Below are 14,424 nucleotides of genomic sequence, written 5' to 3'. Positions count from 1 at the left end.
TCTTGATGCGCACCGGTGAACGCGCTGGTGAAAGCGATGGCCAAGGTGAGCTCGGATGCGCTCAGCCGTCGTATGCGGCCATGACGTACACCGTGCGCGGAGGCAGGTGTTCCACCACCGTCACGACCGTCCCGGTCTCGATCCGGCCGGTGCCCGGCGCCGGGTGCGCCAGGAAGTGCTCGGCCCCGCCCCGGATCCTGACGATGACCTCGCCCACGAGCCCGGGCCCGACCGTTCCGGTCACCCGCCCGAGCAGCCCCACCATGTCCTCGCTCATCTCGGGAGCGTAACCCGAGCGGCAGAGGGGATATCCAGCCACCGCGAAGCCTGAGCGCGAGCGGCGTGCAAGGCGGTGTCGCCGAGCACGAGCAGCGGAACCAGCCCGCGTGAGGGCCGGGGAGCCGGGGCGGTGACGGTCGGCGGGATGCCGGTGCCGGGGGGAGTAAAGGGCCACGCTGCCCTCCGGGCGTGAGGAGGCGGATGAGGGTGTGCGAACGGTGTGGGAGGGCACTTTGTCCGGCCGGAATTGGTGGGTCCGGGCCGGGAGGTCTCCCGCGTGACCCCGGTGACCGCAAGGGTCGTGGCCATCCGATGAGGTTGTTGGCACGTGTCAATTGCTCGTGTAAGCACTATTCAGCATCGAATTCAAGCCATCCGCTGGACCCCGAGCGGGATGCGTCTGGAAAGATGCCGATCGCGATGAGCCAGACACCCAAGCAGCCTGCTGACCGTCCCGTCCCGACCAGCGCCGATGTGGCCCGCCTGGCCGGGGTCTCCCGGGCGACCGTGAGCTACGTGCTCAACAACACCTCGGCCGTGCGGATCAGCGAACCCACCCGGGTCCGGGTCCGCGCCGCCGCCGAGGAACTGGGCTATGTCCCGCACGCCGCGGCCCGCAGCCTGCGCGCCGGGCACACCCGGATCGTGCTGCTGCCCACGGCGCACATCCCGGTCGGCCCGCTCTACAGCCGGTTCTTCAAGGAGCTCCAGTGGGAGCTGCGCCGGCTCGACTACACGGTCGTCCAGTACGGCAGCCTCGGGCTGGACGCGGACGAGGCGGCCCGCGCGTGGGCCGAGCTGCGGCCGGTCGCGGTGGTCTCGCTGGGCGAGATCGAACTCACCCCGCAGGGCGTCCGGCTCCTCAAGCGTTCGGGTGCGCGGGCGGTCATAACGCTGGGTCCGGAGCGCGTCGAGGGCGCCCACGCGCTCGTGATGGACCAGCGCGAGATCGGCGCGAGCGCGGTGGCCCACCTGTGCGAGCGGGGCCGGCGCCGCATCGGCGTGCTGGTCCCCGCCGAACCGGGCCTCGAACTCTTCTCCAAGCCGCGGCTGGCCGGCGCCCGCAAGGCCGCGCACGGCACCGACGCGGTGATCGAGCCCGTGACGATGGCGTACACGGAGGAATCGGCGGCCGAACTGGCAGGCCGGTGGCGGGAGTTGGGCCTGGACGCGGTCTTCGCCTACAACGACGAGTACGCGATGCTCCTGATGCGTGCCCTCCAGGACGCTGACATCGATGTCCCCGGCGAGGCCGCGGTGATCGGCGCGGACGACCTCCTGCTCGGCAGGCTCCTGCGCCCCCGGCTGAGCACGGTCCACGTGGAGATGGTGACCGGCCGCCACCTCGCCGAGCTGGTCGACCGCGTGGTGCGCGACCCGGACGGCACCCCGGAGCGGCACGACCTGATGGGCGCCAGGGCGCTGCCGCGCGAATCGAGCTGACCCGGGCGGACGGCGTGCGGTCGGGGCGTCGGGTGTTTAGCGTCGGAGCATGAGCAACCAACCTCAGCGCGCCTCCCGCCATCCCCAGCGTTTCGAGATCCTGCTCGTTCCCGAGCACGTCGAGGACCGGGGCGATGCCTCGGTGGCGGACAGCGCCGTGCGCTCCGCCGTCGTCGAGGCGACCGGTGAAAGGGGGGTCTCGGGCTATCCGCGGTACGCCGGGCACGGCATCGTGGCCGAGATCGACTCCGCCACCCGCGCCGTCGAGGCGCTGCTCGTGGACGGATCCGAACTCGACATCGGACTGGGCGTCGTGCTCAGGGAGGTCCCGGGGCGGCCGTGACAGTGATCCCGTTGTGGCCGGGGCCCGTTGACAGCGGACGGCGGTGGGCAGAGACTCGGCGCAGCCATTCATGAACATCACTTCACTGGACGAACGGGCCGCCGTGGTGGCCCCGAACCGATGAAGAGATCCGTGGGAGAGACCCGATGAGCATCCGCGACGTGTACATCGTCGACGCCGTCCGCACCCCGATCGGCAAGTTCGGGGGTGCGCTCGCGTCGGTGCGGCCCGACGATCTCGCCGCGCACGTGGTCAGGTCGCTGGTGGACCGCACCCCGGAGCTCGACCCGGCCCGCATCGACGACGTGTACTTCGGTGACGCCAACGGCGCGGGTGAGGACAACCGCGACGTGGCCCGCATGGCCGTGCTGCTCGCCGGTCTTCCCGTCTCGGTGCCCGGCGTCACCGTCAACCGCCTGTGCGGATCCGGCCTCGAAGCCGTGATCCAGGCGTCCCGCGCCATCGCCGTCGGCGACGCCTCGATCGCCGTCGCGGGCGGCGTCGAGTCGATGTCCCGCGCCCCCTGGGTCGTACAGAAGCCCGAGCGGGCTTTCCCCGCGGGCCACCAGCAGATGTACTCGACCACCCTCGGCTGGCGCATGACCAACCCGAGGATGCCCGCCGAGTGGACGGTCGCCCTCGGCGAGGGCGCCGAACTCATCGCCGACAGGCACGGCATCACCCGCGAACAGCAGGACGCCTTCGCCCTCGACAGCCACCGCAAGGCCGCCGAGGCATGGGCCAAGGGCCTCTACGACGGCGAGGTCGTCCCGTACGGCGGTGTCGATCTGGCCCGCGACGAATGCATCCGGGAGTCCTCCACTATGGAGGCGCTCGCCCGGCTCAAGCCCGCCTTCCGCGCGGACGGTTCGGTGACCGCGGGCAACGCCTCCCCGCTCAACGACGGCGCCGCCGCCCTGCTCCTCGTCGACGAGGAGGGGCTGCGTGCCACCGGCCGCGAGCCGCTCGCGCGCATCCGCAGCTCCGCCGTCACCGGCATCGAGCCCCAGCTCTTCGGGCTCGGCCCGGTCGAGGCGGTCCGCGGGGCGCTCGCCAAGGCGGGCAAGGGCTTCGGCGACCTCACCACCTTCGAGCTGAACGAGGCGTTCGCCGCCCAGTCGCTCGGCTGCCTCGCCGAATGGCCCGGCCTCGACCCGGCCGTGGTCAACCCGCGCGGCGGCGCCATCGCCATCGGCCACCCCCTCGGCGCCTCCGGCGCCCGGCTCGCGGGAGCCGTCGCCCACCAGCTCGCCGCGGCCGGCTCCGGCACGGGTCTGGCAGCCCTCTGCATCGGCGTGGGCCAGGGCCTCGCCCTCGTGCTGGAACGCTAACCGGCTTGGCAGGTAAGGGAGTTGAGTCTCCCCGGGTGCCACGCTGAGGTTTCGTTGAGCGGTAAATCATCTTACGATGGTGCCTGCGCGCTGCGGCCCTCGGTTGCCGGCGGATTCCTCCGGCTGCCGTGATGCGTACGGCACGTCCGTGGCGCCGTGTGCAACTGCCGGGCCTCGTACGTGACGTACGCAGGGCGGGGCAACTGCCCAGCCCAGTACGGGACTTGCTGGTCCTCCGCTTCGGACGACAGACGACTGGAGATCCTTCATGACCCTGCTCGACCCCAAGACGTGGCAGTCCAGGGTGCTCGCCGGGGGTGAGTACGAGGTCGTCGAGCCCGCCACGGGGGAGTCGCTCGGAGCCGTCAGCCTCGCCGCCGGCGAGGATGTCGAAGCCGCCGCGGAGGCCGGCGTCGCGGCGCAGGGCTCCTGGGCGCGCACCCCGCACTTCGCACGCGCGGCGGTGCTGCGCCGGGCGGGCGACCTGTTCGCGCACCACGCCGACGAGCTGCGGGAGTGGCTGATCCGCGAGTCCGGATCGGTGTCCGGCAAGGCGGACTTCGAGCTGCACGTCGCCGCGCAGGAGTGCTATGAGGCCGCCGCCCTCGCCTCGCGGCCGCTCGGTGAGGTGCTGCCGAGCGAACAGCCCCGGCTCTCCTACACCCGGCGGGTCCCGGTCGGCGTCGCCGGTGTGATCGCCCCGTTCAACGCCCCGCTCATCCTCGCCATCCGCTCGGTGGCGCCCGCGCTCGCACTGGGCAACGCGGTGCTGCTCAAGCCCGACCCGCGCACCGCCGTCTGCGGAGGCCTCGCGCTCGGGGCCGTGTTCGCCGAGGCCGGGCTGCCCGAGGGGCTGCTGCACATCCTGCCCGGCGGCGCCGAGATCGGGCAGGCCCTCGTCGCCGACCAGTGCGTCCCCGTCATCTCCTTCACCGGATCGACCGCCGCCGGGCGCCGCGTGGGTGAGGCGGCGGGGCGCCGACTCAAGCGCGTCCACCTGGAGTTGGGCGGGAACTCCGCGCTCGTCGTACTCGCCGACGCCGACATCGAGGGCGCGATCGCGCAGGCTACCTGGGGGTCCTTCTTCCACCAGGGCCAGATCTGCATGACCACCGGCCGCCACCTCGTGCACACCTCGCTGTACGAGGAGTACGTCGAGCGGCTCGCCGCCAAGGCCGACGCGCTGGCCGTCGGCGACCCGTACCGCGAGCAGGTCCACCTCGGCCCGGTCATCGACCGGTCCCAACTCACCAAGATCCACGGCCTGGTGGAGTCCAGCACCACCCGTGGCGCGCGGCTCGCCGCGGGCGGTACCCACCAGGATCTCTTCTACCGCCCCACCGTGCTCGCCGACGTCGACGACCACACCCCCGCCTACGCCGAGGAGGTCTTCGGCCCGGTCGCGCCCGTCCGCTCCTTCGCCACCCTGGACGAGGCCGCGGCCCTGGCGATGGCCGGCCCGTACGGTCTCTCGCTCGGCATCGTCACCCGGGACACCGCGCTCGGCCTGGAGCTCGCCGACCGCATCCCGACCGGGATCGCCCACATCAACGACCAGACGGTCAACGACGAGGCGGTCGCCCCCTTCGGCGGGATCGCGGCCTCCGGGACCGGCGCCCGGTTCGGAGGCTCGGCCAACCTGGACGCCTTCACCGAACTGCGCTGGACCACCGTGCGCCGCCAACCGGCAGGCCATCCGTTCTGACCGATCGCTTCGGAACGAGGTGCGGAGTCGGCTCAAGTAGCCGTCGCCGCAGGCGAGTTGGAGTGGTGCGAGGTGGAGGTCGCGCGTATCGGGACTGCGGAGGGCGCCCGGAATTAGCGTCAATTACAAGTTGACGACCCCCTATCGTCAACTTAAGATTGACGCATGAGTCCACTCGACATCAGCCTCGCCGAGCTGATCGCGCGTCTCGACGAGGAACTGCCCGAAGCCAGCGAACTGGCCCGTATCAGCGAGGCGCGACTGCGCGCCCAGACCCTGTCCGACCTCGGTGACCAGCTCATCGACCACTACGTCAGCAAGGCCAAGCAGACCGGCGCGTCATGGACCGAGATCGGCGACGCCATCGGGGTCTCCAAACAGGCCGCCCAGCAACGCCACGTATCCCCTTTCGAGCGGTACACCAACCTGAACCGGCACAGCATCGTGCTGGCACAGGAGGCCGCCCGAACGCACAAGCACGACTTCATCGGCACCGAACACATCCTGCTCGGCCTGCTCGGCGAACCGCGGGGCCTGGCGTACGAGGTGCTGATCGCCAAAGCCGGGTCGGAGCAATGCGTCCGCGACGCGATCGCCGGAGCGATGCCGCCGGTCGGGGAGAAGGCGCTGCGGGGCCACATCGCGTTCCGGCCGGAGAGCAAGGAGGCCATCGAGCAGGCACGCCGCGCGGCGGCCGACCTCGGTCACGACTGGGTCGGCACGGAACACACCCTCCTTGGCCTGATCCGCACCGAGCGGAGCCCGGCCTCGCGGATCCTGCGCGACCTCGGCTTCACGACCGACGAACTGCGCGAAACGATCAAGACTGAGATCGCCAACCGGTCCGCCGCCCGCGACAAGCAGTAGCGAGGCGACCAGGAGTCAGGGGGGGGCAGAGGCAGGGTCAGGGGTGTTCGGCGGGGCCTGGGCCCTGTGCCCCTGACCCGGTCGCGGACGGCCGTTCGGACATCGCGGCCCCGGCCGCGAGGAGCGGACACCGGTCGGGCATCCTTGGCCGGTGCACTCGGTTCTCTCCGGCTTCCTGCCCATCTGGACCATCACCGCGTTCGGCTGGGTCGCCGGGCGGTTCAACCTGCTCGGCGACCAGGCCCAACAGGTACTCGGGCGCTTCGCGTTCACCTTCGCCATGCCCTCGCTGCTGTTCCTCACGATGGCGAAGTCCCGGCCCGGCGAGCTGACGCAGCCCGGCGTCGCGGTGTTCGCCCTCAGCCTGCTCGCCGTGTTCGCCGCGGGGCTGATCGCGAGCAGGCGGCTCTTCAAGCGCAAGAAGGCCGAGCAGGCGATCGGCGCCATGGCCGCCTCCTATGTGAACTCGGCGAACCTCGGCATCCCCGTCGCCCTGCACGTCCTGCACGACACCTCGTTCATCGTGGCCGCCGCCCTCTTCCAAATGCTGTTCATCACCCCACTGATCCTGGTGCTCATAGAGCTCGACGTACGCCGGGACGCGGGCAGGCGCTGGCCGCGGATGCTCCAACTACCCCTACGCAACCCGGTCGTCGGGGCATCGGCCGCAGGCGTCGCCGTCGCCGCGCTCGGGCTGCGCCTGCCCGCGGAAGTGACCTCGCCGCTCACCATCCTCGGCGGCGGCGCCGTGCCCGCGGCCCTGTTCGCGCTCGGCATGTCGCTCACCGCACGGACCGCGGCCGACCCGGGGGAGCGGGCCGAGCGCACCCTGCTCGTCGCCCTCAAGATCGCCGTACAGCCGCTGCTCGCCTACGCGTTGGGGAGGTGGGTCTTCGGGCTCGGCGGGCACGAACTGTTCGCGGTGGTGCTCTGCGCCGGACTGCCCACGGCGCAGAACGCCTTCATCTTCGCTTCCGAATACCGGCTCGACACGGCCCTCCCCAGGGACACCGTGCTGCTCTCCACCCTCCTGTCGATGGCGTCCCTCTCCCTGATCGCGGTCCTCCTCGGCTGACCGCTCAGCAGGCCTGGCGCCAAACGTCCAGCTTGAGGTTCTTGCGCATCGAGGAGAGCCCGAGCTTGTCGGACTCGGCACAGAACTCCTTGGTGGGCAGCTCGTACTCGACGTGGAACACCGCCTTGTCCGCCTTCACGAACGGCGCGAGCAGGGCGCACTCGCCGTACTGCGCGCACTGCTCGTTGACCGCGAAGTCGAAGGCGGGCAGCAGTTCCGGGATCTGCTGCAGATCGTTCTTGAGGCCCACCGCGAGGCCCCGCGCGTGCGCGATCTCGGAGATCATGCGGTTGTACGCCAGCTGGTCCGCGGCCTTGAGCGGAAAGCCCGTCTTGTTGAGGTAGCCGTCCATGAGGTCCGGCTCGACCGCGTCGAAGCCCTTCTCCCTGCACATGTCGAAGCGGCGCTCCATCAGGGGCCGCAGCACGTCGATGCGCCGGATGTCGAGCCAGCGCTCTCCCTCCCAGCCGTTGTTCTCACCCTGCACCTCGCGCGGGAAGGCGTCCTTGTCGGACCGGAAGTTCTCCCAGGCGCCCGCGTTGATGTAGCAGATCGCCTTGCGGCCCTGGCTGTGCAGCTTGGCGACGTCGGCCGCGGTGTTCTCGAAGCCGTCGATGTCGTACACCGGGACGTCGGGGCCGTCCTGCACCCGGCCGTTGAGCTGCCACTGCCAGGCGGTACCGGGCTTGGGCTGCCAGAGCTTCGCCGGCGCCGAACCGCTGGGGGAGGGCGACGGAGAGGCGGGCCGGCTGGGCTTGGGCTTCGTGGAGGGCGAGGGGGCGGGCGCCGTCGGACGCGGGGTGTCCGGGCCGTCCGCGTCGTCGTCCGGTGAGCCGGACGAACAGGCTGTGGCGAGCAGGAGCAGGGTGACGGCGGTGCACAGCAGCGCCATCGGATTGCGGGCCAGGGTGCGGTTCATGGCGTCTTTCCGGGAAGCACGGGCGGCAGCGCCGCCCACGGATTGGGTAGTTCGCGTTCGACCACGCAGCACACGCCCGCGCCGCGGTCCCCGGTCGTCCGCAGGGCGAGCGCGAGGAGCGCCCCGGGCACGCCGTACACCAGGTGGCACAGGCGCTCCGGTGGCTGGCGGTCGGCCCAGCCGGGCCGGGTGAAGGCGGACACATAGGTGTCCCAGTGCCCTTCGAAGGTGACAAGGAGATCCGCGATGCGCAGATAGCCCGGCGCGGGATGCACCCCGGGGTTGAGCACCACGGTGGACGCACCCGCCCGCCGCGCGGCCCGGGCGGCCTGCCGCACGAACGGCAGACCCGTCCGGTCGGCGGGCGCCCGGTCCAGGAAGCAGCCGTCGGCCCCGTACCAGGCGCGATGCCGCTCCACGTCCCGCACTACGTCCGCCAACGGCCGGGCGCCGTAGTCCAGGTCGACATAGCCGAGCACCCGGACGCCGGCCGAGCGCAGCGCCTCGACCGGCCCGGCGAACGCCGGGTCCAAGGCGCTGCCCGGCCCGTCCGCCGCGTTGAGCACCACCCCGTAGAGGCCGGCCGCCGCCTCGGCGAGCCGCTGCCAGGCGGCCGGGTCCTCGGCGGGGTGGACGTAGAGCGGAACGAGCAGCATCAGTGCACCGGTTCCCGGTCCGGCTCGGCCCGCACGGCCGCCCACAGCGCGGACACCGAATCGGCGAGGGCGTACCGCGGAGACCAGCCGAGGGTGGTCCGGGCCGCGCTCGGGTCGGAGCACTGCCAGGGCACGTCCGCCGAGCGGGCCGAGCCCTCGGCGTTCTCCTCGATGTGGCCCTCGAACCCCGCGGCGCGGGCCAGTTCGTGCACCAACTCCCTTACCGGGACGGCCTGGCCGCGCGCGATGTTGAGGACCGGGGGCAGCGGGTCGCCCTCGGTCGCCGCGAGGACCGCGGCATGGGCGACATCCCGCGCGTCCACGAAGTCGCGGTGCGCGGACAGGTCGCCGAGCCGAACCGAGGACCGGGGCCCCAGGTCGCGCAACTGCCGGGCGAGGCGGCCCGGCAGCCCGGCGGCGGGCGCGCCGGGGCCGACCGGGTTGGTGATCCGCAGCACCACGGCGTCCAGACCGGAGGAGGTGACGGCCAGCGTCCCCGCCAGCTTGGTGGCGCCGTACAGCGTGGTCGGGCGGGCCGCGGACTGCTCGGTGACGCGCTCGCCGATCCCGCTCGGCCCGTACTCGGCGGCCGAGCCGAAGTGGACGAGCCGGGCGGTCGGGGCGGCCTCGCGCAGCGCCGCGCACAGCACGGCCGGGCCCCGGACGTTGACCTCGGCCAGCGCCATCGACTGCGGTCCCACCGCCCCGGCGCAGTTGATGACGGCGTCGGGGGCGTACGAGAAGAGCCGCTCGGCGAGCGGGCCGGGGTCGACGGTGGCGAGATCCACGGCGAGGTCCGCCGTCGGGCCCCGGCCCGCGCCGAAGTACCGCACGCCGGGCAGGGCGCGCAGCTCCCGGGCGACATGGCCGCCCAGGTAGCCGCTGTGTCCCAGTACGAGAATGCGCATGGGCGCCTCAGGCCCCCTTGAGCAGGAGGGAACGGTGGGTGGTGAACTCGGCGTTCGCCCGGTCGTAGTCGTCGGGGCGCCCGATGTCCAGCCAGTACCCGTCGAACGCGTAGGCGTGCGGCGGGGTTTCGGCCTTCAGGAGGTCGAGCACCAGCTCGTCGAAGCCGAGCGGCAGGCCCTCGGTGTAGCCGGCCAGGGTGTCCAGGGACAGGCCGTACACGCCCATCGACACCCGGTAGTCCATGCTGGGCTTCTCGGTGAAGCCCACCACCTTGGTGTCGTCGGTGGTCAGCACCCCGAAGTCGATGTGCACCTTGCGGGCGTACGTGGCGATCGTGAGCGGGGCGCCGCTGGTGCGGTGCCGGGTGAGCACATCCGCGTAGTCGAGGTCGGTGAGGATGTCCCCGTTCATGACGAGGAAGGACTCCGGCAGCCGGTCCCGCATGGTGAGCAGCGGGCCGATCGTGCCGAGGGGACTCTCCTCGGTGCTGTAGTCGATGTTCAGACCCCAGCGTTCTCCGTCGCCCACATAGGCCCGGATGATCTGGCCCAGGTGGCCGATGGCGATGGTGCAGCCGGTGAACCCGGCGGCCGCGAGCTGGCGCAGCACGATCTCCAGGATCGCGTGCTGGTCGCCGATCGGGACCAGCGGCTTGGGCAGCGCCGTGGTGTACGGCCGCAGCCGGACGCCCTTGCCTCCGGCGAGTATCACTGCGTGCATGGGAGCCTCCCTGAGAATGGGACTGGCGGGGTCAGATGTTGTAGATGCCGGTCTTGTAGCGGGCGAGGTTGCCCGGGTCGCGGAAGAACTCCGCGGTCCGCTCCAGGCCCGACTCCAAGCCGAACCCCGGCTGCCAGCCGGTGGCTTCGGCGAGCCGGCTCGCGTCCGCGACGAGCCGCATCACTTCGGAGTTGGCGGGCCTGATGCGCTGCCCGTCCTCCCGTACGTCGAGTTCGGCGCCCATCACCTTGCCGATGAGCCGCACCAGGTCGCCCACCGAGATCTCGGTGCCGGTCCCCGCGTTGAACGTCCGCCCCACGACGCGCTCGGCGGGGGCGGTGCCCACGGCGAGGAAGGCCCGCGCGGTGTCGGCCGCGAACGTGAAGTCGCGGGTCGGCCGCAGATCGCCCAGCGTGATGGTGCGCGAGCCCGCCGCGACCTGACCGATGACGGTGGGGATCACGGCGCGCATCGACTGGCGCGGCCCGTAGGTGTTGAACGGGCGCAGCGTCACCACAGGCGTGCCGAAGCTCGCGTAGTAGCTGTCCGCGAGCCGGTCCCCGCCGGCCTTCGAAGCGGCGTACGGGGACTGGGTGTTGATGGGGTGGTCCTCGGTGATGGGCACGGTCTGCGCGGTGCCGTACGTCTCGCTGGTCGAGGTGTGCACCAGGCGCGGCGTCTCAAGGGCGCGGACCGCTTCGAGCACGTTGAGCGTGCCGGTGACGTTGGTGTCCACATAGCTGTGCGGGGCCTGGTAGGAGTACGGGATCGCGATCAGCGCCGCCAGGTGGTAGACGGCCTCGGCGCCTTCGGCAAGACCCCGTACCGAGCCGGGGTCGCGGACGTCGCCCAGGACGATCTCCACCTGGTCAAGGACGTCGGCGGACAGGGTCTCCAGCCAGCCGTAGGACGAGAACGAGTTGTACTGGGCCATCGCGCGGACCCGGTGCCCGGAGGCGACGAGGGCCTCGGTGAGATGGGAGCCGATGAAGCCTTCGGCTCCGGTGACGGCGACAAGCGGTGTGGAAGTCAACTGCCGCTCCTTTCAAGGTGGTTCGATACTTTTGGTGATCATTCAATTGCGGTGCGTGAGGCTCGTGTCCCGCCCTGTGCCGGGCGGGGCGCCGGGGTCAGGCGTGCGCGGTCGGCCGGCCGAGCAGGTGCAGGGTGGTGCCGGTCAGGGTGAGGGCGGCGGCCGCACAGCAGAGCAGTTCGGTGAGCGGTCCCGGGGGCGGCGCGAGCAGCCCGGCCGAAGCGACCCCGCCCGCGGCCGCCAGGCTGACGGCGGCCGGCGGCCAGGCGATGCCGAACGCCTGGAGCAGCAGCGCCGTCCACAGCAGTGCCGCGAGCGCGAGCAGGGGCGCGGGCTCCGCGCCGGTGAGCAGCGCCGCGGGGAACAGCGGGAGCAGATAGACGAGGAGACAGCCTCCGAGGACGGCGGCCGAGCGCCACCGGAACGCGGCCGGGGTGGCCGTCGCGCGCAGCGCCGCGACCGACAGGCCCCGGTAGCGGTAGAGCAGCCATTCGGCGGGTCCCATGCTGAGCGTCAGCGCGATCACCGCCGGCGGATGGCGCTGACCGGCGAACGCCACGAGCACACCGGCGGCCAGGCCGAAGAGCCCGTACGGCAGGGACGCCACGAGCCGGGTCGCGGCCGGGGCGGTCGCGGCGGGTTCCTTCAGCGCCTCCCGCAGACAGTGGCCGACGGCCGAGACCACCAGGATCAGGGTGAGCAGGCACAGCCCCACCCGCAACAGCGAGCCCGGCTCCCGGAACGGCAGGACCGCGGCCCCCGCGATGATCGGGGCGAGCGCGCCGAGCAGAAGCCGCTCGCGTGCCAGGACCAGGAGGATCCCGGCCGCCGCGAGATAGCAGGACTGGCCGGCCACGAAGAACGCCGCTTTGCTCGGCCCCACGATCGCGAAGCCCGTGGCGCAGGCCAGCAGTGCGCCGAGCGGCGCCCCCGCAGCCAGCGTGCGGGCCGCCTCGGCCCGGCCCGAGGCCATCCGCAGATAGGCGCGGTGGCCGAGCCCCTGCCCCCAAGCCCAGGAGACGAGTCCCGCCACGACCAGGGCGAGCACCGCCCGGTCGCTCTGCCACAGCCGGGCGGTCAGCGGGTAGGCGAGTCCGGGCAGCGCGAACAGGGCGCCGCGCAGCGCGCACCGCACCGGGTCGGGCTTCCAGGGGTCGGCGGCCGCGGGCGGCTCCGGGAAGCTGCGCGGCACCCGCCGGTACAGGTCCTCGGCGAGCGCGAACAGATTGCGGTGACCGTACTCGTCCGCGATCTGCTGGGCCGTCAGGCCCTCGGACTCAAGCAGCGCCGCGACCTCGTAGGCGTGCACCGCGGGCCCTATCTGCTCGGCGAGTTCGGCGGCCAGCCGGTCCACCGCCGCGTCCTTGCCGGACCTGGCGGGCGCCCGGCCCGGCAGGCGCAGCGTCATCGTGGACTCTGTGGCGAGCCGGAGCGTCAGGGTGTCGTCGCGGCCGTCGGGCGCCTCCAGACGGATGGGCCCGCTCATCCGGCCACCCGGCTCAGCTCGGCGGGGACCAGGCGCAGGGCCATCGTGCTGTCCTCGCTGTGTTCTCCTCGCCGGACCGGGACAACTGCCCCGCCGCGTACGGAGAGTTCGAGATATATCGCCCGGAACGTGTCGACGGTCTGGCGCAGCGTGAACTGCTCGACGACCCGTAGCCGCGCCGCTTCCCCCATCGCCGCCCGGCGCACCGGATCGCCGAGGAGTTCCAGGGCTGCCGCGGCCATCGCGTCCGCATCGCGCGGCGGCACCACCAGACCGGCCGGACCGACCGCCTCGCGCACCCCGCCCACATCCGTGGAGACGGTGGCCCGGCCGCAGCTCATCGCCTCGATCAGCGTGAAGGGGAAGCCCTCGCTGATGCTGGACAGCATGACCACGTTGCCCGCGGCGTAGGCGTCCCGGATGTCGTCGACGCGGCCCTCGAAGGTGACCGCGCCGCCCTGGCCGAGCGAGTCGGCAAGGGCCTCGCACCGCTCCCGGTAGGCCTCGCCGCCCCGGGGCGTGCCGCCGAACAGGCGCAGGGTGGCCTCGGGGAGTTCACCGCGTACCTTGGCGAAGGCGCGGATCAGCGTCTCCAAATCCTTGATGGGGTCAACTCGCCCGGCCCAACTGAGAGTTGGGGCGGACGGCTCCGGTCCGGCGGGCGGGAACGCCGCCGGGTCGACGCCGTTGTAGACAGTGCGGATCAGCTGGGGATCGGCCCCGCCCTGCTCCTCCCACAGCCGGTTGTACTGATTGCCCGGCGTGATCAGCGCGGCCCGCCGGTACGTCTCCTCGGCGAGCAGCCGGAAGAACCCGAGAAGCACCGCCTTGACCGGCCAGCGGTACGGAGCGGTCCGGTATCCCAGATAGCGCTCGCGCAGATAGACCCCGTGCTCCGTCAACAGCAGGGGGACGCCGTGGAGTTCGGCCCCCGCAAGACCCGGCAGGACGGCCACTCCGCCACTGACCGCGTGCGAGACGCCCTGGCTGGGCGGCGTCGCGGCGAGCGGCCGCAGCGCGTGCTCCAGGAGCCCGGTCGCGGTGACCGCGTCGTGCAGGGTGGGCCGGGCCTCGCGCACCGCGAGCCCCGGCCGGTTCCACACCTCGGTCATGACCCGGATCGCCCCGTCGCCGCGCAGCGCGGGACTGAGCGAGCCGTCCCTTGCGGCCCGGGCCATCTCGTACAGCGCCGGACCGAAACCGCTCTCCGCCGACGGGTCGAGCAGTGCGGTCAGGAAGCGTTCGTAAGCCGTCATCAGGCGCCGCTCCTGGCGGCCCCGCGGGGCCGAACCGGTGGGCGCGGGGCCCCACATGGGGACCGAGGCGGCCTCGGACGCGTGCGGCGGGAGTTCCCACACGGTGGGTTCGCGTCCGGTGCCGGTCACCGCGATGATGTCGAAATCGATGTCGGGCATTCCGGTGACGAGCTGGTCGCACCAGACGCTCACCCCGCCGTGGCTGTGCGGATAGGTGCCCTCGGTGAGCAGGGTGACCCGCGCCGCGCCGGAGCGCGGCGCGCGGTGTGGAACGTGCATGCATGCGCTCCGCGGCTGAAGAGAGCGGTGGGTGGTGAGAGCCTGTGTCTGGACGCCGTCCGGATCGGACGCCGCAGGCCCGGGCGGGGTTCGGACACAGACTCCGAGGCGGCCCGGCGGCCC

14 protein-coding genes are annotated in these 14,424 nt (G+C 72.2%); 6 read left to right on the top strand and 8 right to left on the bottom strand.

All coding sequences use genetic code 11. From position 1 onward, the window contains the following. Positions 1–61: 61 nt before the first annotated feature. Positions 62–265, bottom strand: coding sequence for a hypothetical protein (locus ACWC2B_RS24730; protein WP_450720227.1), 204 nt, complete (start codon positions 263–265; stop codon positions 62–64). A gap of 434 nt (positions 266–699) precedes the next feature. Here ACWC2B_RS24730 and ACWC2B_RS24725 point away from each other — a divergent pair, with 434 nt between their 5' ends. The 6 genes from ACWC2B_RS24725 (at position 700) to ACWC2B_RS24700 (ending at position 7,043) form a co-directional block, all read left to right on the top strand. Then, positions 700–1,722 (top strand): LacI family DNA-binding transcriptional regulator, encoded by a 1,023-nt coding sequence (locus ACWC2B_RS24725; RefSeq protein WP_450720081.1) that lies wholly within the window; start codon positions 700–702, stop codon positions 1,720–1,722. A gap of 49 nt (positions 1,723–1,771) precedes the next feature. Next, on the top strand, positions 1,772–2,065 hold the full coding sequence (locus ACWC2B_RS24720; protein WP_450720079.1) for a hypothetical protein: 294 nt from the start codon (positions 1,772–1,774) through the stop codon (positions 2,063–2,065). 146 nt (positions 2,066–2,211) lie between these two features. Further along, complete coding sequence (locus ACWC2B_RS24715; protein ID WP_450720077.1) at positions 2,212–3,396, top strand: thiolase family protein; 1,185 nt, start codon at positions 2,212–2,214, stop codon at positions 3,394–3,396. A gap of 268 nt (positions 3,397–3,664) precedes the next feature. Beyond that, complete coding sequence (locus tag ACWC2B_RS24710; RefSeq protein WP_450720075.1) at positions 3,665–5,101, top strand: benzaldehyde dehydrogenase; 1,437 nt, start codon at positions 3,665–3,667, stop codon at positions 5,099–5,101. Between the two features lie 165 nt (positions 5,102–5,266). Beyond that, on the top strand, positions 5,267–5,968 hold the full coding sequence (locus ACWC2B_RS24705) for a Clp protease N-terminal domain-containing protein (protein WP_450720073.1): 702 nt from the start codon (positions 5,267–5,269) through the stop codon (positions 5,966–5,968). Between the two features lie 151 nt (positions 5,969–6,119). Then, positions 6,120–7,043: an AEC family transporter gene (locus ACWC2B_RS24700; protein ID WP_450720071.1), complete on the top strand. Its 924-nt coding sequence runs from the start codon at positions 6,120–6,122 to the stop codon at positions 7,041–7,043. A 4-nt stretch (positions 7,044–7,047) separates the two neighbouring features. On the opposite strand, the gene ACWC2B_RS24695 is transcribed toward ACWC2B_RS24700, so the two are convergent. The 7 genes from ACWC2B_RS24695 to pelF form a co-directional block, all read right to left on the bottom strand. Continuing rightward, on the bottom strand, positions 7,048–7,962 hold the full coding sequence (locus tag ACWC2B_RS24695) for an endo alpha-1,4 polygalactosaminidase (RefSeq protein WP_450720069.1): 915 nt from the start codon (positions 7,960–7,962) through the stop codon (positions 7,048–7,050). Further along, a complete protein-coding gene (locus ACWC2B_RS24690) occupies positions 7,959–8,621 on the bottom strand; it encodes a spherulation-specific family 4 protein (protein WP_450720225.1) in 663 nt (220 codons plus the stop codon). Before ACWC2B_RS24690 ends, ACWC2B_RS24695 begins: the two co-directional genes overlap by 4 nt. Next, the gene (locus ACWC2B_RS24685) at positions 8,618–9,526 is read right to left on the bottom strand and encodes an NAD-dependent epimerase/dehydratase family protein (RefSeq protein WP_450720067.1); all 909 of its coding nucleotides are present in this window, start codon (positions 9,524–9,526) and stop codon (positions 8,618–8,620) included. Before ACWC2B_RS24685 ends, ACWC2B_RS24690 begins: the two co-directional genes overlap by 4 nt. 7 nt (positions 9,527–9,533) lie before the next feature. Continuing rightward, positions 9,534–10,247 carry a nucleotidyltransferase family protein gene (locus ACWC2B_RS24680; protein ID WP_450720065.1) on the bottom strand — a complete coding sequence of 238 codons (714 nt, stop codon included), beginning with the start codon at positions 10,245–10,247 and terminating at the stop codon, positions 9,534–9,536. A 31-nt stretch (positions 10,248–10,278) separates the two neighbouring features. Then, the gene (locus ACWC2B_RS24675) at positions 10,279–11,280 is read right to left on the bottom strand and encodes an SDR family NAD(P)-dependent oxidoreductase (protein WP_450720063.1); all 1,002 of its coding nucleotides are present in this window, start codon (positions 11,278–11,280) and stop codon (positions 10,279–10,281) included. Positions 11,281–11,377: 97 nt separating this feature from the next. Next, positions 11,378–12,766 carry a hypothetical protein gene (locus ACWC2B_RS24670; RefSeq protein WP_450720061.1) on the bottom strand — a complete coding sequence of 463 codons (1,389 nt, stop codon included), beginning with the start codon at positions 12,764–12,766 and terminating at the stop codon, positions 11,378–11,380. Next, positions 12,763–14,301, bottom strand: a complete 1,539-nt coding sequence (gene pelF, locus ACWC2B_RS24665; RefSeq protein ID WP_450720059.1) for a GT4 family glycosyltransferase PelF — start codon at positions 14,299–14,301, stop codon at positions 12,763–12,765. The genes ACWC2B_RS24670 and pelF overlap by 4 nt, the downstream gene beginning before the upstream one ends. Positions 14,302–14,424: the final 123 nt, after the last annotated feature.

This window comes from Streptomyces sp. NPDC001415 (genome assembly GCF_053597395.1).
The sequence above is the reverse complement of the archived record's forward strand: the minus strand, read 5'-3'. Positions and strand labels throughout refer to the sequence as shown.